The organism is Marinobacter alexandrii (assembly GCA_039984955.1).
Classification (GTDB): domain Bacteria; phylum Bacteroidota; class Bacteroidia; order Cytophagales; family Cyclobacteriaceae; genus Ekhidna.
This window is the reverse complement of the sequence record JBDWTN010000007.1, coordinates 2345835-2363670: the sequence shown is the minus strand read 5'-3', so window position 1 is coordinate 2363670 and position 17836 is coordinate 2345835. Positions and strand designations below refer to the sequence as shown.

General features: G+C 38.2%; 20 protein-coding genes. 13 read left to right on the top strand and 7 right to left on the bottom strand.

Annotated features, from left to right (window positions below; translation table 11 throughout):
• The first annotated feature begins 75 nt into the window (after positions 1-75).
• Entirely contained in the window at positions 76-1449 is a 1374-nt protein-coding gene (locus tag ABJQ32_16900) for a mercuric reductase (protein ID MEP5291337.1), read from the top strand.
• A gap of 20 nt (positions 1450-1469) precedes the next feature.
• Here the strand turns inward: ABJQ32_16900 and ABJQ32_16895 are convergent, their stop codons facing one another.
• On the bottom strand, positions 1470-2615 hold the full coding sequence (locus ABJQ32_16895) for an aminotransferase class V-fold PLP-dependent enzyme (protein MEP5291336.1): 1146 nt from the start codon (positions 2613-2615) through the stop codon (positions 1470-1472).
• 72 nt (positions 2616-2687) lie between these two features.
• Between ABJQ32_16895 and ABJQ32_16890 the strand changes: the two genes are divergently transcribed.
• On the top strand, positions 2688-3011 hold the full coding sequence (locus ABJQ32_16890; protein ID MEP5291335.1) for a hypothetical protein: 324 nt from the start codon (positions 2688-2690) through the stop codon (positions 3009-3011).
• A 63-nt stretch (positions 3012-3074) separates the two neighbouring features.
• Positions 3075-3863: a prohibitin family protein gene (locus ABJQ32_16885; GenBank protein MEP5291334.1), complete on the top strand. Its 789-nt coding sequence runs from the start codon at positions 3075-3077 to the stop codon at positions 3861-3863.
• Positions 3864-3951: 88 nt separating this feature from the next.
• Here ABJQ32_16885 and ABJQ32_16880 read toward each other — a convergent pair whose 3' ends face one another.
• Positions 3952-5139: a hypothetical protein gene (locus tag ABJQ32_16880; GenBank protein MEP5291333.1), complete on the bottom strand. Its 1188-nt coding sequence runs from the start codon at positions 5137-5139 to the stop codon at positions 3952-3954.
• Between the two features lie 175 nt (positions 5140-5314).
• On the opposite strand from ABJQ32_16880, the gene ABJQ32_16875 reads away from it, so the two are divergent.
• A complete protein-coding gene (locus ABJQ32_16875) occupies positions 5315-5866 on the top strand; it encodes a hypothetical protein (protein ID MEP5291332.1) in 552 nt (183 codons plus the stop codon).
• 55 nt (positions 5867-5921) lie between these two features.
• On the opposite strand, the gene ABJQ32_16870 is transcribed toward ABJQ32_16875, so the two are convergent.
• Entirely contained in the window at positions 5922-6494 is a 573-nt protein-coding gene (locus ABJQ32_16870; GenBank protein ID MEP5291331.1) for a DUF2911 domain-containing protein, read from the bottom strand.
• Between the two features lie 142 nt (positions 6495-6636).
• On the opposite strand from ABJQ32_16870, the gene ABJQ32_16865 reads away from it, so the two are divergent.
• From ABJQ32_16865 to hemB, 5 genes are all read left to right on the top strand, one after another.
• Positions 6637-8361 carry an alpha/beta hydrolase-fold protein gene (locus ABJQ32_16865; protein MEP5291330.1) on the top strand — a complete coding sequence of 575 codons (1725 nt, stop codon included), beginning with the start codon at positions 6637-6639 and terminating at the stop codon, positions 8359-8361.
• Positions 8358-9041, top strand: coding sequence for a DUF6090 family protein (locus ABJQ32_16860; GenBank protein MEP5291329.1), 684 nt, complete (start codon positions 8358-8360; stop codon positions 9039-9041). The genes ABJQ32_16865 and ABJQ32_16860 overlap by 4 nt, the downstream gene beginning before the upstream one ends.
• 61 nt (positions 9042-9102) lie before the next feature.
• On the top strand, positions 9103-9729 hold the full coding sequence (locus ABJQ32_16855; GenBank protein MEP5291328.1) for a hypothetical protein: 627 nt from the start codon (positions 9103-9105) through the stop codon (positions 9727-9729).
• Positions 9726-10760, top strand: a complete 1035-nt coding sequence (locus tag ABJQ32_16850; GenBank protein MEP5291327.1) for a hypothetical protein — start codon at positions 9726-9728, stop codon at positions 10758-10760. The genes ABJQ32_16855 and ABJQ32_16850 overlap by 4 nt, the downstream gene beginning before the upstream one ends.
• Positions 10757-11731, top strand: a complete 975-nt coding sequence (gene hemB / locus ABJQ32_16845; protein ID MEP5291326.1) for a porphobilinogen synthase — start codon at positions 10757-10759, stop codon at positions 11729-11731. The genes ABJQ32_16850 and hemB overlap by 4 nt, the downstream gene beginning before the upstream one ends.
• Here the strand turns inward: hemB and ABJQ32_16840 are convergent.
• The 4 genes from ABJQ32_16840 to ABJQ32_16825 all read right to left on the bottom strand — a co-directional run bounded on the left by ABJQ32_16840 (position 11682) and on the right by ABJQ32_16825 (position 15105).
• A complete protein-coding gene (locus ABJQ32_16840; GenBank protein ID MEP5291325.1) occupies positions 11682-12518 on the bottom strand; it encodes a hypothetical protein in 837 nt (278 codons plus the stop codon). The genes hemB and ABJQ32_16840 overlap by 50 nt on opposite strands.
• A 71-nt stretch (positions 12519-12589) precedes the next feature.
• The gene (locus tag ABJQ32_16835; GenBank protein ID MEP5291324.1) at positions 12590-12967 is read right to left on the bottom strand and encodes a co-chaperone GroES family protein; all 378 of its coding nucleotides are present in this window, start codon (positions 12965-12967) and stop codon (positions 12590-12592) included.
• Between the two features lie 30 nt (positions 12968-12997).
• Positions 12998-14350, bottom strand: coding sequence for a DNA recombination protein RmuC (rmuC, locus tag ABJQ32_16830; protein MEP5291323.1), 1353 nt, complete (start codon positions 14348-14350; stop codon positions 12998-13000).
• A 38-nt stretch (positions 14351-14388) separates the two neighbouring features.
• On the bottom strand, positions 14389-15105 hold the full coding sequence (locus ABJQ32_16825) for a pyridoxine 5'-phosphate synthase (GenBank protein MEP5291322.1): 717 nt from the start codon (positions 15103-15105) through the stop codon (positions 14389-14391).
• A 53-nt stretch (positions 15106-15158) separates the two neighbouring features.
• Here ABJQ32_16825 and ABJQ32_16820 point away from each other — a divergent pair, with 53 nt between their 5' ends.
• The 4 genes from ABJQ32_16820 to ABJQ32_16805 are packed head-to-tail and all read left to right on the top strand — an operon-like array spanning position 15159 to position 17733.
• Positions 15159-15608: a GatB/YqeY domain-containing protein gene (locus ABJQ32_16820; GenBank protein ID MEP5291321.1), complete on the top strand. Its 450-nt coding sequence runs from the start codon at positions 15159-15161 to the stop codon at positions 15606-15608.
• 4 nt (positions 15609-15612) lie between these two features.
• Positions 15613-16167, top strand: coding sequence for a CvpA family protein (locus ABJQ32_16815; protein ID MEP5291320.1), 555 nt, complete (start codon positions 15613-15615; stop codon positions 16165-16167).
• A gap of 31 nt (positions 16168-16198) precedes the next feature.
• On the top strand, positions 16199-16861 hold the full coding sequence (locus ABJQ32_16810) for a CBS domain-containing protein (GenBank protein MEP5291319.1): 663 nt from the start codon (positions 16199-16201) through the stop codon (positions 16859-16861).
• Between the two features lie 5 nt (positions 16862-16866).
• On the top strand, positions 16867-17733 hold the full coding sequence (locus ABJQ32_16805) for an NAD kinase (protein MEP5291318.1): 867 nt from the start codon (positions 16867-16869) through the stop codon (positions 17731-17733).
• The last annotated feature ends 103 nt before the right edge of the window (positions 17734-17836 follow it).

The window sequence follows — 17836 nt, the reverse complement described above, 5'->3', positions numbered from 1 at the left end:
TATATAGACCAGACACTCTTTCTAATATCTTGATCATTTCTCATTAAATTCAATGATCATTATTTGAATTTCAGCATGAGTAAAACATACGATCATATCATAGTAGGTACCGGACAAGCCACAGGTACTTTGTTAGGAAAACTAATCCCCTCTGGGGATTCCATTGCCGTTATAGAAGGACACAAAGTAGGAGGGAGTTGTGTTAACTACGGATGTACACCTACCAAAACAATGATAGCCTCCGCAAAGGCTCTTCATCAAGCCAGAAGAGGTAGTTTTTTTGGTTTTGAAACTGGAGATATTTCCATTGATTGGTCTCGGATCATAGATCGCATGAATGAGGTGAGGAATAAAAGTAGTGATGGTCTCACAAACTGGATTGAATCAACTGAAAATGTAGACCTTATTCGAGGATGGGCGGCATTTGAAAGCTCACATACATTGAAGGTGAATGATGAATTAGTTCAAGGAAAAAAAATCTATTTAAACGTAGGCACACGACCTACCGCCCCACCTATCGAGGGTTTGGAAGATATCCTATGGCTGGATAGCGAACGCCTTCTTGAGCTAAATGAACTTCCCCAGCATTTGATCATTGTCGGTGGTGGATACATTGGAATCGAGTTTTCCCAAGTATTCAGAAGATTTGGCTCCAAAGTGACTGTGATTCAACGAGGTGGTCAAATTATGCCTCAAGAGGATGAGGATATTGCTAAGCCCATCCATGAATTTCTTTCTGAAGAAGGAGTTGCTATTGAGCTTAATGCATCAGCTAAAAAAGTAGAAAAAACATCCACAGGAATCAGTCTGACTATCGAAAAAAACAGTCAGCAAAAACAGATAGATGGCTCACATTTATTAATCGCAGTGGGAAGAAAACCGAATAGCGACAAACTGAATTTAGGTGCTACTAAAATAGAGGTTGACAAAAGAGGTTTTATACAAGTTGATGGCAAGTGTCAAACAACTGAATCTGATGTATTTGCAGTTGGGGATGTAAATGGGCACGGAGCATTTACGCATACAGCTGTTAATGATGCAGAAATTGTACTCGATCACCTGAACGGAGGCGTCAGAAAAATATCGGATCGAATTCCAATCTATGGACTATTCACAGACCCTCCTCTCGGTAGAGTAGGCATGACAGAAAAAGAAGCCCTTGAGAACGGTCATTCGATTATGAAGGCTACTAAGCCCATGGCTGAAATATCCAGAGCTAAAGAAATGGGCGAAACCAAAGGTCTGGCTAAATTGATAGTGGATGCAGACACAGACTTGATTTTAGGAGCTGCCATCCTGGGTCCGGGCGGTGACGAAATCATCAATATGTTTGCTGCCATTATGCATAGTCATATACCCTGTAAAAAGTATCGTGATGTTGTCTTAGTACATCCTACCGTATCTGAGCTTATGCCATTTGTATTGGAGGGGTTGAAGCAGGTTAAATAGCAAATATTCGTATTCATTGACTAAGATGCTAGGATATCATCCAACCCACTTATAAACACCTCCACATCCTCTTCTGTATTCATTGGACCAACACTAAAACGTAAAGTTCCGGTTTCACTTGTTCCCAATGCTTCATGTGCTAGTGGTGCACATTGAAAACCCATACTACCTTTGATTTGGTAATTGTCCCAAAGTTGTCTTTTGATTTCTTCGAGTGGCTTGGTAAGACTCTTGATTGAAACAGCACCTGTATATCTTCCGTAGCTTGAGCTTCCTACTATTTCTACCCCTTCTATGTCACTAAGTCCAGATCGCATTTTCTCTACTAAGGTTTTTTGATGATCTAAGAGAGCATCCCAGCCTTTCGCTTCCAGCCATTTAATTCCTGCAGTCAATCCGGCAATAGTCATCATTGGAGCAGATCCTATGTCACAGTACGTAGGGAAAATGGTGTTCTTATTCTGTCCAGGAGTGACTTCACATGCTGCACTAGGGCAAACCATAGATACAGGATCTGAGATATACAATCCACCTATTCCTTGTGGACCAAGTGGGCCTTTATGACCCGCAAACACAAAAATATCTGGATCTAATTCAGAGATATTGATTGGGATAATACCAGCTACTTGAGCACCATCCAATAAACAAACAGCTCCATATGCTTTCGATAGTCTAACAACCTCCTCATAAGGTAGAATCTCACCAGTTACATTACTAGCCATAGATATAGCTACCATCTTAGCTCCTTTCTTAAGCTCCTTCTCTAGTTTTTCTAAATCAAGAGGGCCCGCTGCTGCTCGTGGAATGATGATACCCTCAACTCCCCTTTCAGTTTGTAGTTTGTAATACCATCTGGATAGCGCATGATGTTCCATCTCGCTTATAATCAGTTGATCTCCTGCTTCCCATGGGAAATCCGTGAAAGCAGTTGCCAGACTCTGCGTACAACTCTGCGTAAATAGAAATCTGCTTGGATCAGCAATTCCAAAAAAGGAAGTCACTGTTTGGATGCCCTCCTCGAAGATCTCCATCCACTGATCAGGATCACTTCGATTAAATTCTTCAATCGCTTCCGTTACGTTATTTGGTTTAGGCCAGGAAGTACCAGCATTATTCAGGTAAATCATATTCTTTATAAAGTTCTTGAAGATATTTGATTTAAGCATCACTCACTTGTATTTTAAAAAACATGTGAATGAGACAGATTCTTGGTTTGGTTATTGTTTAATACAAATCAAATGCTTACTAATTTGATTAAATCCGCTCTTTCCAAAATAGCTCAAGTCATCCTCATCATCACATTGGTGTATACGGGGAGTTTTGTTTTAATGGAAGAAACCTCCGAAAAAACGGAGAAGACGGAAAAATCAGAAGAAGCGCTGCACAGTATTTACCATTCGCAGGCCTTCATGCGATCCATTGCCTTAAAGCAGAACAGGCAAAAAAGAACATCATCAAGAATTTCATTTTATTCAACAATTCGCCTCATTGAACATCCTGTAAATGGCAATTTCAATGTGGACTACATCTATACAATCAGTTACCTCGACTCGCACATTTAGATTGAAGATACCTACTCTAGGCAATCTTTCTCAAATAAATGTCTAATCTAAATTGAGTTTATCATGAAAATTTTAAAAAATGGCTTAGTAAGCCTTACACTAATTGTATTAGTTTCATCTTGTGCCGTTATACGTCAAGGAGAAGTTGGGGTAAAACGAAAATTGGGAAAACTAAATCCTACAACAATGGAAGCAGGGGCTAGAGTATTTAATCCCTTTACCTCTACAGTAATAAAGTTGCCCATTAGAACAGTGAATGTCGAAATTCAAAGTAACCTTCCGTCAAAAGAGGGACTTAATGTCCAGTCGATTATTTCAATACTTTATCATATAAGGAAAGAGGAAGCTGCCAATGTCATTGAGAATATTGGCACGAACTATGAAGAAGTAGTGATTAAGAGTGTGTTTAGGTCAGCTTCTGCTGATGTTTGTTCGCGTTTTTTCGCGAAGGATATGCACACGATTAAGCGAGCTGAAATAGAAGATGAAATAAAAACGAGGATGCAAAGTCTGCTATCCAAACGTGGATTCGAAATTGAAGCTGTGCTGTTGAAAACTATTCAACTACCTCCAGGACTATATATGGCAGTAGAGGATAAACTTGAGGCTGAACAAGAAGCGCAACGAATGGAATTTGTTCTTCAAAAAGAACGTCTGGAAGCACAGCGTAGGATGCTGGAAGCAGAAGGTATCCGTGACGCACAAAAAATCTTGCAGGAAGGCATCAGTCCTGAGATTATTCAATGGCAAAGTATACAAGCATTTAAAGAGTTGGCAAGCTCACCAGGGTCACGTGTGATCATTACAGATGGTAAAGCGCCATTTCTCATTCAGCCAGAAGGTGGGAATTAAATCTTATTTTAATGAACAAAAACCCGGGTTCGTCCCGGTTTTTTTTGTTTGAAAGATTCCCATTTGATAGATAATGCTATGTTTTAAGCTAACGAATTAAGTATCGGTAATTTTCTGGACCCATCATCATATCTTCTTCAGATTGCCAGCTTTCTTGCCCTGAGAAATAGGTAATAGCACCAGTGCGATTATCCAATTTCCATTCAATTTCAACTGCTTTATTATCTGCATAATCCATCATCCCCCTTCGCTCATCAACCAATCCAATAAATGCACTTGAAGTCGTTTGATAAATTTTAGTCCATCCTTGATCTGCCACCATTGTAAAGCCTAAGTCTTCCTCATAGAATTTTTGCATTTTCAGAAGATCATTGTGGTAAGTCCAGGTAATAGATCCGTGAAAATTAAGTGACTCCACTCTGGTTTCAACTCTAGGTGTATTTTCTAATATCGCCATGAAAAGCTCATTTTCAGGATGTTGTTTAAACTCTTCAAACTCTAACAAATACCCTCCAGGGTCAATAGCAACAAATCCGTCATGTGGCCCATCTTCTTTAGGCTTATACGTGTATTTGATGGGGGCTCCACTCTGTTTTATATAAGTATACCACTCAGGCAATTGATCCGTCAGGAATGCAATAGCTGTGGACTTAGGTTGATTCTTTGGGTGTTTATCATCAAAAGAATGCAATTTTAAAAAGGCTCCATCACTGATTTTGTATAAATCAGTATCTAATTCTTTCAACCCTATAATATCGCTGTAGAAGGTATTTGCACCCGCTATATTTTCATAATATACGTGCGTCACCTGATCAGTAACTCCGTAACTATTGAATGTTCGGTACTCAGAATTTTTCATCAAGAGGCCGTTTATTCCTTGAGGACTGTAACCCAATAAACGACCCAATCTTCTTGCAGCCATTAACGGAACAGTTTTGTTAAGGTCAGCTTTTAATTGATCATATTGAACTAGCCTATTTGCTCTGTAGATAATAACAACTTCTTTACCCTGAGTAACATCAGGAGGAAATAATGGAGTTACCGGAAAGTCCTTCTCACGATAGATTCTCACTTGAAATTTTGCGGCGATTTTCTCAAAATCTTGCCAGTATTTATCAAGCTCCCTACTTGTCATAGGTTCAGATAGAGCAAGGGGCTTTGCTTCGCCAGCGACCATTTCACAGAATACATTAAAAGAGGACAACCTCGATTCTTTATCCGATGTACACCCAATAAATAACAAAAGTGATAAAAGGCAATAGGTGAGTTTTTGCATAAGTAAATATAGGGTAGGTATTTGTTTAGAGTAGATCCAATTCGAGTTGAAAAAAACTAGTTACTCTTACTTCTCCGGAAGCTGAATAAATTCTTATTTTATCATATTTTTAAAGGTCGCTAGAGTAGCAACTTTTCTATTTCACGTTAACCTAACCTAAACACCGCGCCTAGTCATGAAAGTAAGAGGATCTATCATCAGTAACATCAATGCTTACGTAAAAAATATCCATTCCAAAGACTATAATAAATGGATAGACGCACTACCAACAGCTTCACAAAAGCTTATGCAAAAAAATGGTAGCTCTAGTTGGTATTCCATTGATGAAGGCATTTTGGAGCCTACAAAGATCATGTGTGAAATGTTTTATACCTCGTCCAAAGAGGGAGCCTGGAAATCTGGCAGGTATAGCGCTGAAGTTAGTCTTACTGGTATTTATAAAGTTTTTGTTGTTGTTAGTACTCCAGTATTTCTAATCAGAAGAGCTTCAAGAATTTTGGCAACATTTTACGATCCAACGGAAGTGGAAGTTGTAGACAGTACTGACAAATCTATGCTAGTACATTTTACGAAGCTCCCAACTCAAAGCGAGCATCTTGAATATCGAATTGCCGGATGGGTGGAAAAAGCATTGGAAATTTGCGGATGCAAAGATTTATCCATGCAAATACCAAAATCAATAGCTAATGGAGACGAGGTATTTGAAGTGAAAATCTCTTGGAAGTAAGAAACAAAAAAGGCCTCTCTTTTTGAGAAGCCCATTTTTAAATCTTTTCGAAACTTTACATCATAATAGGCACACGTACCATCGTATCATCCCACCCTATGATCATATGAGCTCCACCATCTACAGCTTCAAACATTATTGCAAGTGACTCTACAGTTGAAGGCGTTTTCGCGGTAGGTACAGTTATTTTAGTTACTAAACTTTCTTCAGGTTTGTATGCATACTGACCCCAACGATCATTATCGCTGCTGAAGTGAACTTCCCACTCACTTTCCTGAGGGATAGCATAGATAGTATATCTACCCGCTTTTACTTTCGCATCTCCAATCTTAGCATCTGCAAAAAAAGTGATCTCTGTTGCTTCGTTAGCACCTACTCTCCATACCTCTCCATACTTTTGTAATCCTCCAAAAATGTCACGCTCTTTTTTCTGAGGTCTTGAATAGATAACACGAATTTTTGGTTCGTTTGCTTTCTTAGCCTCGTCCGTTTTTTCAAAGCCTCTAAAAGCTGCTCTGGATGGAAAATAAGCAGCATCCATTGGACTTGCATCCGATTTTGGAAAATCTTGTGCAGATGTACCGATTGCCATTAGACAAACTACTGCGAAGACAAATAAATTTTTCATAATTGTTTTAATTAGGTTCATTAATTCAAGCCTAATAACCTTAAAATTCTTGAGATTGTTCAATCATCATTCGATTTGTAATGAATTAGTAAAAAACGAATAGCCAGATATAATTAAATTAAGCATTAAAAGAGCCTCGCTTATGAAAATTTATATCACTCTAATGGTAATCCTATGCTGCTTCGGTTGCGAACCATCTGATCCCCAAATTACCTTCAATGTTTCATTAAACTCTGATGTATCTAATGAGCCAAGAGATGGACGTTTGCTTCTACTTTTATCAACTGATGACTCAAAAGAGCCTCGCTTTCAAATAAACGATGGCCCTTCCTCTCAGCTAGTTTATGGACAAAACGTAGAAGGAATGGATCCTGATCAAACCATTCTATTCGATGGGGAACACTTTGGATATCCTATCCAAAGTTTAGACGATCTAAAGTCGGGAGATTACTGGGCACAAGCACTACTCCACACGTATGAAACTTTCAATTTATCCACTGGCCATACCGTGAAGTTGCCCATGGATAATGGAGAAGGACAGCAATGGAATCGCTCTCCAGGGAATCTGTACAGTACACCAATAAAAATAACCATTGCGGAAGGGCAATCAGCCAATTTTTCGATTGTAATGGATCAGATCATCCCACCCATTGAGGAGCCAAAAGATACCGATTGGATTAAGCACATCAAGGTGAAAAGTGATCTACTTAGTGATTTTTGGGGTCGAGACACCTACTTAGGTGCTCATGTACTTTTACCAAAAGGGTTTGAAAACCACCCTGAAGCTAACTACCCTTTAATGGTTTTTCATGGTCATTATCCTTCTGATTTTGGTGGTTTTAGAACTACCCCTCCCGATCCAAACCTTAAGCCAGATTATTCAGCCAGATTTGATATCCCGGGATATAACATTATTCAACAACAGGAGGCCTACAATCAATATCTGCAGTGGATAAGCGATGATTTCCCTCGTTTCATTATTATCAAAATTCAACATCCTACACCCTATTATGATGACTCCTATGCCGTTAATTCAGCAAGTCAGGGACCTTATGGTGACGCTATTACATACGAATTGATTCCATATATTGAAAAACAATTTCAAGGAATAGGGGAAGGTTGGGCTCGCTTCCTATATGGCGGATCTACGGGAGGCTGGGAAGCTTTAGCAGCACAAGTCATGTATCCTGACGAATACAATGGATGCTTTGCTGCATGTCCTGATCCCATTGATTTCAGAGCTTACTGTTCAATAAATCTTTATGAATATGACAATGCATACTACTATGCAAGTGAGCACAAAGAGCTGCCTATTCCCGCACATAGAGACTATCTAGGAATGGTCAATTCATCCGTAAAGGATTTCAGCTACAAAGAACTCGCACTAGGTGATAAATCACGCTCCGGACAGCAGCTCGATATTTGGGAAGCAACCTATTCTCCTCAAGGTGATGATGGATATCCCGCACGCGTATGGGATAGACTGACTGGCAAGATTAATAAAGAAGTAGCTGAATACTGGAGAGAAAACTACGACCTAAGATACATTTTGGAAAGAGACTGGGATAAACTCGGCCCTAAACTTCAGGGAAAGATCAACATTTATTGTGGCGATATGGATAACTATTATCTCAATAATGCTGTCTACTTGATGGAGGAGTTTCTGGAAAGTACGAGCAATCCCTATTATGAAGGTGAAGTAGATTATGGAGACCGAGCGGAGCACTGCTGGAATGGTGATCAAGATAACCCTAACCACATCTCTCGGCTGAGGTATAACACTATGTATGTAGACAAGATTATAAAACGTATTCAAGAAAGCGCACCAAAAGGTGCTGATTTAACAAGTTGGAGGTATAAGGAATGAAACGCATCCTATTAACACTTTCTGACAAATGGCCAGAATTCCTACTGGAAATTATCGTTATAACTGTCGGTATAGTTGGAGCATTTGGTTTAAATAACTGGAATGAAAATCGAAAAGCTAGGAATGAAGAGGTAAAAATTCTTTCAGAGATATTTGATAATTTAAAAGAAGATGAAGTAAATATTGTCCAAGCTGAAAATCAACTAAAGAAATCAGTCGAAAGTATTGGTGTATTACTTGAATCCAAGCTTCCAGAATTAGATGATGAGACATTATCACTTAATCTAGCTTTATTCATTAATTTTTATAAATATCACCCTATTGACAATGCCTATGAAACGCTAAAATCTTCATCAATTACCATCTCTGATAATATACTTAAGAACGCGATTAGCAGGTATTATGAATATGAACAAAACAGAGTTCAATCAGGCTTACTAGATGTAGAAAATCAGTTTCACAGATTTTTGGTTCCGTTTGCCAGAAAGCACATTACAGAATTTGCGTGGTTGACAAGTGCAACTCCAAGTGCTCGAACCAATGAGTTCTACTTGGATCTAGAAAGAGAATTAGTGGGAGGAAAGGATAATAATAGCCAAACATTAATGGTACTTAGGAAATTTATTCAAAGCAATCTTGACCTACAGCACATGATAAAGAATGAATTAAATATTAATTAGACCTATTCTAATTTCATGTATTTCACGTGCCTGAGTAGCTTTGAATTTCAACACGATATAAATGGACTTTCAAAAACTAATTGAACAAATAGTACCCAACTCAGAGCTTCATGCTAAATGGCTAAACTCACTATCCATGATGGAAAACACGGGAGCTAGAAAAATTTCGGCCTCCGAACATGATCAGTTGGTTGATGAAATTGTACTTAAACATGCAGCAGAAGAGGCTAGACACGCCTACTATCTTAAAAGTCAGATCAAAAAAACAGGATATGATGGTTGCAAAACATATCAATCAGACGAATTGCTAGCACCCATTCAAAGCACTCAATACTTGCACGCTTTGGACACGTCCATTAGTCGTTACTTAAAAAATAATCTTGATTATTCAGGAAGTAAACTGAAATATGCAGCATACTTATTAGTAACGTATGCTATTGAGGTAAGAGCTGATGAACTGTATCCCGTATATGAAGAAGTGTTGAAAAGCCAAGGAAGTAGGATCAGTGTACGGATGATTGTGGTGGAAGAGCAGGGGCATTTGGAAGAAATGATCCAACAAATGGATACGTTCTTTGGTGATTGGAAATCGTATGGGGAGTTTGCGTTATCCTTAGAGAAAAAACTATTCGCAAAATGGATTTCCGCTATTGGGAAATCATTGAAACAAGAAACATTACTTGCATGAGAAATATCTCTTTAGTTCTTATCACCATTCTATCCTGGAGCTGTTCTTCCAAAGAGATCAAACCTCAGATTGAACTCCTAAACAGTCCGACTGATGCTCTGCTGCAAGCAATTAGCATCATCGATAATCAATCAGTTTGGATGAGCGGACACAATGGGTCTTTTATACGATCGCTAGACGGTGGAGAGAGTTGGGAGCTTTTTATTCATCCAACTGGTGACACACTTCAGTTTCGCGATATTCATGCATTCAATGAAAAAAAAGTCATCCTCATGAGTGCTGGACCTGGGACTCTTTCTAGGATAATTAGTTTTGAAACTCCTAATCAGTGGAAAGAGAATTTTGTCATGAAAGACTCACTTGGCTTCCTTGACTGTATAGATTTTTGGGATGGTCAGAGAGGGATTGCATACGGAGATGCAATCGATGCATATCCATACATCATGCTTACTATTAATGGAGGTCAAAGCTGGTCACGAGCTGATACGACATATATGCCAAAGGCCGGTAAAGGAGAAGGAGGGTTCGCTTCAAGTGGTACATGTGTGACTACCGGAGAAGCAGGTAAAGCCTGGATAGCAACAGGAGCAAGTGGCAACTGTAGATTTCTTATTACCAATGATTATGGCCAATCATGGAAAGAAGTAGAATCTCCTCTTATAACCGGTGAAGCAGCAGGTAATACCTCTGTATCATTCATAGGGGAAATTGGCGTTGTTACGGGTGGTGATTTATTAAAGCCTTCAGAGTACACAAATAACAATGCTTTTTCTCAAGATGGGGGAATGTCTTGGATTTTAGGAAATCAACCACAAACAGTAGGTGCTTTTTATGGAAGCGCAATCACTAAAATTGATGATCAACCCTTTGCTTTCGCTTGTGGCCCAAAAGGACTGGATTACACTCTTGATTTTGGAAAAAATTGGAACAGATTAGACACTCTCAACTACTGGGCAGTTAGTGTGAAAGACAACATTGGATATGCAGCCGGTACTAATGGGAAAATATTGAAGATATCTTTGCAACAATGAGGCGTCCAAGAAGAAATAGAGTATCAGCTGCTATCAGAGATCTGACACAAGAGACCGTATTAACTACCAATGATTTTATATTCCCACTATTCTTATTGGAAGGGAAGAATAAAAAATCTGAGATTGCATCCATGCCTGGTATTTTTCGTCTGTCAGAGGATTTAATACTTAAAGAAATTGAATTCTGCTTAAAAGCAGGCATAAAAGGGTTTGACATCTTCCCAGTGGTAGATGAAAAATACAAAGATAAATCTGCTACCAGGAGTTACGATCCTGATTTCTTTTATCTGAAGACTCTAACAAAGATCAAGAAAGAATTTCCTGAAGCTCTTATAGTAACGGATGTAGCAATGGATCCTTACAGCAGTGATGGGCATGATGGAATTGTTGAGGATGGTAAAATCTTGAATGATGAAACTCTTGATATCCTTGGTCAAATGGCACTTGCTCAAGCTGATACCGGTGTGGATATGATTGGACCATCAGATATGATGGATTTCCGAGTTGGTTATTTAAGAAATGTGCTTGATGAACAGGGGTTTACTGACACTGGAATAATGAGCTATACCGCCAAGTACGCTAGTGCATTTTATGGACCTTTTCGTGATGCACTTGATTCTGCTCCGAAGTTTGGCGATAAGAAAACCTATCAGATGAATCCTGCGAATAGTGATGAGGCCTTAATAGAAGCACAATTAGATTTCAATGAAGGTGCCGACGTTCTTATGGTAAAGCCAGCTTTAGCGTATTTAGATATAATACATCGATTAAAATCCAATTTCAACATTCCAATAGCTGCTTACAACGTTTCTGGAGAATACGCTATGATTAAAGCATCAGCACAAAAAGGATGGTTGGACGGGGAACGAGCAATGATGGAGTCCTTACTTTCAATCAAAAGGGCTGGAGCTGACATGATACTTACTTATTTTGCGAAAGAAGCTGCTTCACATCTTGACCTGCCTCTGTAAGAACAATAGCATTTCGGTTCAGAAATTTTTCGAATAGTGGCTTATAGAATTCACCATTCTGCATTCCAATAGCTTCCTGCCAGATGGGCAAAGCCAATTCCGGGCTTAATTCCAGATCCAAAGCTTGAAGAATAAAATCCGTTGCTTTTTTTTCATAAACCTGCGCAGGTTTAAGTTGAATTGTATAAGTCTTAGATTCTACAGTTTCCCCTCCAAATGTGCTGCTTATTTTCAAACTAAAGACTCCATCGCTTAAACCATATGTTTTTGGTCTAAGCGAGTGTTTATGCAATCTCGTCCTGAAATCTTGGATTTTATTACCTGCATTGTCAGTGACAGACAGAATGTAATTTAAAACTGGTTCATCATGAAGGTGCCAAAAAACCTCAAAGCCTTCTGCTTCATTCCAAATTAAATAACCCGATCGATCGAATGGAGGATATAATACAGTAATCAACTTTGTCTGATCAAGAGCAGTACTATCCATGTAGAGCAAGTTCAAACTAGGCCTTTCCTTCCTATCTTTTAGTTCTTCAGGTTTCAAATAAAATGTGAATATTTTCTCTGTATGTTCATAAGTAGTACCTCCTTTATGAACTAAGCTCAGAAAGCCTCCCTCCACAACCTCAATAGAGGTAACATCATCTATCATTTGCAAAGCTTCAACAGGAGTACCATAAATATTAGCGCCTTTTGCCACTAGAACTTGAAATGGTAAATCTTCCTGACTATGTGCAGATAGTGAAAGTAGAATTGAAAATATCAGTAAAAAGCACAGGTTTCGCATCCTTACTACACTTGTTAATCTTTTCTAAAAGTACGTATTAACAGAATATTATCTTAAAAACTACGAAAAATTTAGTCGAATAAATCTTCTTCTCTCTCTAACATTAAAATAGAAGACTGTGCTACAATGAAATATTTTTCTTTATTGTATTGCACTTCAAATGCTCCTTTTTGCAAAAAAATTGCTAAGTCTCCTTCCTTTGCCTGCAGAGGAATATACTTTACTTTCTCATCCTCAGGTTTCCAATCCTCCTCTTCAACTACATTAGGTATTGGATAACCGGGTCCTGCTTTTACGATGTAGCCACTTTGGACCTTTTCTTTTTCCTGAACTCCTGGAGGAAGGTAAATTCCGCTATCCGTTTTCTGGGTTTCTTTTACCGGCTTGATTAGCACTCGATCACCAACTACAATGATATTTTTCAGTTTGATTTCCGCGGTTAGTTCCATGTATCAATATTTGGAACTCAAAATTACAGATTATTCGAAGAGTTTCGGTGAATCATCGTCCTCTTTTGCTCCAGCTCTGTGCAGCAATTTGTCATCCATTGATTTGGAAGTTTTAGATCCAAGTTCTTTAAGCCTCTCAGTCTTTCGAATCAGATTATCTTTCCCCTCAACAAGCTTATTCATCGCTTGACCGTACTGCTGTTTAGATTTATCCAGTGATTTTCCTACTTCTATTAGGTCATCCACAAAGGCTTTGAATTTATCGTACAGTGCTCCGCCTTGTCTTGCAATTTCCAAAGCGTTTCTGTTTTGATACTCATGTTTCCAAATGCTGGACACAGTTCTGAGTGTGGCAATTAATGTGGCCGGACTTACGATTATGATACTTTTTTCGTGCGCTTCATTATATAATTCGCCTCCATGCTGCACAACCAAAGCAAATGCTGACTCAATAGGCACAAACATTAAGACATAGTCTAGGGATCCGCCATCAAATAATTGGTGGTAATTTTTCTCTGATAATCCCTTCACATGAGCCTTTACTGAAAGTATATGATCCTTTAAGTACTGTTCTTTTTCAACTTCATCCTCAGCATTCATGTACTTCTCATAAGCTATAAGCGACATCTTAGCATCTACTACCAGGTTCTTGTTATCCGGTAGTTTGATGATCACATCAGGGCGCAAGCGCTTTCCATCCTCGGAATGCAACGTTTCTTGAACGAAATATTCACGATCTTTTTCAAGGCCAGATTTTTCAAGTATCCGCTCAAGAATCACCTCACCCCAATTACCCTGCATTTTCACATCTCCTTTTAGTGCCTTAGTAAGGTTCTCTGCCTCTTTTGTCATCCGATCATTTAGCTCTCTCAGGCCTATGATTTGTTCTCTAAGAGCGGTACTTCTTTCTAAGCTCTCCTTATTCGTTTGCTCAACTTTCTTTTCAAAATCAGTCAATTTTTGTCCAAGCGGACTTAGAAGCTCATGAAGGTTTGTCTTATTCTGATCAGTAAATTTTTTGCTTTTTTCCTCAAAAATTTCGTTTGCGAGATTTTTAAACTCTATTGCGAATTTGCTTTGAAGCTGACTCAATTCGCCTTTTTGTTCTTCCAGCCTAACCTGCAAATTTTGGTAATTTGCTTTTAGTGTCGAATTTTGATTATTCAAATTAATAATCTCTTCACGCTCCTGCTTAAGACTATCATTTAGTAGCTGTAATTCTTCCGTTAGTTTTTTGGAACGCTCCAGCTCAAGTTTTAGCTGAATTTTTAACTCTCCACTTTCAGGAACCTGAGAGGAGCTCTTAACTCGAAATATTAACCAGCCCATTGGTACACCAACGATTAAACCGGCAATCAAAAAAATCAAGCTAGAAATTTCCATTAATCAAAATTAATCATTTTACTAAAATGTTTAGCATTTTATCTGTCTAATTCTCTGATATACATCTGAATCGTATTTTCCAACCCATAATAAAGTGCATCACAAACAAGCGCATGTCCAATAGATACTTCTTTCAAATACGGAAGCTCCCTTTTGAGGAAACTAATATTCTTAAGATCAAGATCATGTCCTGCATTAACTCCTAGGCCTATTGAGTTAGCATGATCAGCAGAATTTTTATACTCTTTTATGGCGCGCTCATGACTCTGAAGAAAAGAAGACGCATACATTTCAGTATATAACTCTACCCTATCAGTTCCACACAGCTTTGCCCCATCCATCATTGAAATATTTGGCTCAATGAAAATAGAGCTTCTTATGCCCCATTTTTTTAGTTGATCAATTATCTCAGATAACATTCTCTCATTTTTCAAGGTATCCCATCCGGCATTAGAAGTAAGCACGTTTGGCGGATCAGGCACAAGAGTGGCTTGAGTTGGTCGTACCTCTTCAATTATTTTCATAAAGCGTTCGTCTGGATATCCTTCTATGTTGAATTCAGTAGTTACCACTTCCTTAAGATCATAGACATCTTGCTTGGTAATGTGCCGTTCATCCGGTCTTGGATGAACCGTGATACCTTGTGCACCAAATCTCTCACAATCTTTAGCAACTTGCACTACACTAGGATTATCGCCTCCACGTGCATTTCTTAGTGTTGCGATCTTATTGATATTTACACTTAGTTGGGTCATATCTCAAGAATGTTTTTCTTCGCAAAATTGTTCATTAAATAAACAATGAAAACATGAGTTTAAAAACTACCATTGAATCAGAAATAAAGCAGGCAATGCTTAGCAAAGACAAGGATCGTCTTAGAGCGTTGAGAGCCATAAAGTCTCAAATTCTTTTAGCAGAAACAGAAAAAGGCTCTGAAGGTGAACTTTCAGAAGATGCTGAACTAAAACTGTTGACTAAAGCCGCTAAACAAAGAAAAGACTCTATAGAAGTTTTCGAACAACAAGGAAGAGATGATCTGTCAGCAACGGAAAAATCTGAACTTACTGTCATTGAAAGTTTTCTACCTAAGCAGCTAAGCGAAGCAGAAGTTGAGACAGAAGTAAAAGCGATAATATCTGAGACTGGAGCGACCGGTCCACAAGATATGGGTAAAGTCATGGGAGTGGCAACAAAAAAATTAGCTGGAAAGGCTGACGGAAAAATGATTTCTTCGTTAGCTAAAAAACTTCTGAGCTAGTACATTGAGCACTTTCGATCTGGTATTAATCATCCTTTTAGGGATTGGCACATTTAAAGGCTATGGAAGAGGGTTTATTGTTGAAATATTTTCCTTCATTGCTTTTTTTGTAGGACTGTACCTAGCCCTCGAGCTTACTATTCCAGTGTCAAATGAATTATTCGGTGGCTCAAATTATTTTGAGATTGCCTCCATTTTTGTATTCATCGTTCTTTTCATCTTCCTGAGTATGGCAATTAAGGTAGGAGCAAAAGCTCTAAAGAATGCGATTGATATGACTCTTTTTGGATCCTTAGACAACATTGCAGGTGCAGTGATAGGAATACTTAAATGGGCTTTTGTACTCAGTGTAATCTTCTGGGTGTTTGAGTCAGTAGGATTTGATCTAACTGACCGCTATGCGGACGAAACTATCCTTTTTCCGTATATTGTACATATCGCACCAGCAGTCTTCGAATGGCTTAGTTATATTCTTCCTTTTTTAAAGGATATGATTGATTCACTAGAAAACATGCCAAAGAAGAACAACACATTTATGACCTTCTTAATCGTTTTGTAACATTTAGATTAGGATATTAAAATTTATACCCATGATTGCAGAACAGCTTATAAATTATATGATACCTCCATTAAAGCCCAGCGATGATATTGCTCGAGCAAAACAGTGGATGGATGAGTTTCGTGTCAAAGAACTTCCAGTTGTTCATGACAATAAACTCCTTGGTTTCGTATCTGAAGAATTACTTTATGATTCTGAAATCATGCATCCTGAAGTGGGGAAATATCCGCTTATTGGTCAAGACTGTGTAGTCAAAGCTTCAAATCACTATTATGATATCCTTAAGGTTCAGAATGAACATCAAATGGAGGTAGTGGCTGTCCTGAGTCAGGAGGAATTTAAAGGAGTCGTACTTATTTCTGACATTTTAAAGGAATTTGCTAAGACAGCAATTGTTAACTCAGTTGGTGCAATAGTTACACTTCAGACAAGCTTAAATGATTATTCGCTTTCTGAAATCTCTCGAATTGTAGAAATGAATGGTTCCACGGTTCTAGGAGCTAACATCAAACCTGATTTTGAGGATCCTTCACTAATAGAGATAGTCTTACGGATCAATCATCAAGATGTAAATCAAATAGCAACGGGGCTTTCAAAAAGCGGTTATAAAGTCACTTCATCATTCAACACTGAAGATAATTCATTTGATGAAAAGGATCGGTTTGGGCTACTTATGAAATTTCTCGATCCATGAGTAAAATGAAAAAGATTGTCTTGCATGGACTAGCTGTTGAGTCACATTCAGAGAAATACTTGATACAGATTATTGATCGCCTTCAAAAAGAAAATGTAGATATCAAATATACCTCCATATTTCATTCACGAAATATGGAGCTTATTAATGACTCTAAAAGCATTATTGATAGCTCCTCATCCGATTTAGATGCAGTTTTCAGTCTTGGTGGTGACGGTACCTTTCTCGAATCTTTGCTTTGGGTTGGTGATACAGAAGTACCAATTTTGGGAATTAACATGGGACGTCTTGGGTTTTTGGCATCCATCGCGAAGGAATACATAAAAGAATCTCTTTACCTTTTGTTTAATGGAGAGTATGAAATAGAAAGTCGATCATTGCTATCTCTTGAAACGAATATGGACCTCTTCCAAGGCAAGACATATGCCTTAAACGAATGCGCCATTTTAAGAAAAGATACTTCTTCCATGATCATGATTAAATGTTATATCAATGATCAATATTTAAATACCTATTGGGCAGATGGTTTGATGGTATCAACACCTACAGGATCCACAGGATATTCCTTAAGCTGTGGAGGACCCCTCATGATGCCTGATTCAAAAGACTTTATCATCACTCCTGTCAGTCCTCATAATTTGAATGTGAGACCTCTTATAGTTTCAGATCACTCTGAGCTCAAATTTCAAATTGAAACCCGAGATAGAAATTTCCTCATATCACTTGATTCAAGATCCGAAACAATTGAAAACGACGTAGATATAGTAGTCAAAAAAGCTGATTTTCAAGCAAAGCTTATTCGTATTGAAGGCATTAATTTTCCAGATACTATTAGGAATAAGCTTGGTTGGGGGTTTGATAAGAGGAATTGAATTTGTCACATTTTAGCTGAAATGCTAAGTTAAAAGTGATTTTTTGTTCAAAAAAACATTGTTTATCTACTTTTATCCATTGATAATAAGTGATTTGTCGAAT

Excerpts from the sequence above, each read along its gene's own strand:
- ABJQ32_16900 (MEP5291337.1), top strand. The coding sequence starts at position 76 with ATGAGTAAAACATACGATCATATCATAGTAGGTACCGGACAAGCCACA.
- ABJQ32_16895 (MEP5291336.1), bottom strand. The coding sequence starts at position 2,615 with ATGCTTAAATCAAATATCTTCAAGAACTTTATAAAGAATATGATTTAC.
- ABJQ32_16890 (MEP5291335.1), top strand. The coding sequence starts at position 2,688 with ATGCTTACTAATTTGATTAAATCCGCTCTTTCCAAAATAGCTCAAGTC.
- ABJQ32_16885 (MEP5291334.1), top strand. The coding sequence starts at position 3,075 with ATGAAAATTTTAAAAAATGGCTTAGTAAGCCTTACACTAATTGTATTA.
- ABJQ32_16880 (MEP5291333.1), bottom strand. The coding sequence starts at position 5,139 with ATGCAAAAACTCACCTATTGCCTTTTATCACTTTTGTTATTTATTGGG.
- ABJQ32_16875 (MEP5291332.1), top strand. The coding sequence starts at position 5,315 with ATGAAAGTAAGAGGATCTATCATCAGTAACATCAATGCTTACGTAAAA.
- ABJQ32_16870 (MEP5291331.1), bottom strand. The coding sequence starts at position 6,494 with ATGAAAAATTTATTTGTCTTCGCAGTAGTTTGTCTAATGGCAATCGGT.
- ABJQ32_16865 (MEP5291330.1), top strand. The coding sequence starts at position 6,637 with ATGAAAATTTATATCACTCTAATGGTAATCCTATGCTGCTTCGGTTGC.
- ABJQ32_16860 (MEP5291329.1), top strand. The coding sequence starts at position 8,358 with ATGAAACGCATCCTATTAACACTTTCTGACAAATGGCCAGAATTCCTA.
- ABJQ32_16855 (MEP5291328.1), top strand. The coding sequence starts at position 9,103 with ATGGACTTTCAAAAACTAATTGAACAAATAGTACCCAACTCAGAGCTT.
- ABJQ32_16850 (MEP5291327.1), top strand. The coding sequence starts at position 9,726 with ATGAGAAATATCTCTTTAGTTCTTATCACCATTCTATCCTGGAGCTGT.
- hemB (MEP5291326.1), top strand. The coding sequence starts at position 10,757 with ATGAGGCGTCCAAGAAGAAATAGAGTATCAGCTGCTATCAGAGATCTG.
- ABJQ32_16840 (MEP5291325.1), bottom strand. The coding sequence starts at position 12,518 with ATGCGAAACCTGTGCTTTTTACTGATATTTTCAATTCTACTTTCACTA.
- ABJQ32_16835 (MEP5291324.1), bottom strand. The coding sequence starts at position 12,967 with ATGGAACTAACCGCGGAAATCAAACTGAAAAATATCATTGTAGTTGGT.
- rmuC (MEP5291323.1), bottom strand. The coding sequence starts at position 14,350 with ATGGAAATTTCTAGCTTGATTTTTTTGATTGCCGGTTTAATCGTTGGT.
- ABJQ32_16825 (MEP5291322.1), bottom strand. The coding sequence starts at position 15,105 with ATGACCCAACTAAGTGTAAATATCAATAAGATCGCAACACTAAGAAAT.
- ABJQ32_16820 (MEP5291321.1), top strand. The coding sequence starts at position 15,159 with ATGAGTTTAAAAACTACCATTGAATCAGAAATAAAGCAGGCAATGCTT.
- ABJQ32_16810 (MEP5291319.1), top strand. The coding sequence starts at position 16,199 with ATGATTGCAGAACAGCTTATAAATTATATGATACCTCCATTAAAGCCC.
- ABJQ32_16805 (MEP5291318.1), top strand. The coding sequence starts at position 16,867 with ATGAAAAAGATTGTCTTGCATGGACTAGCTGTTGAGTCACATTCAGAG.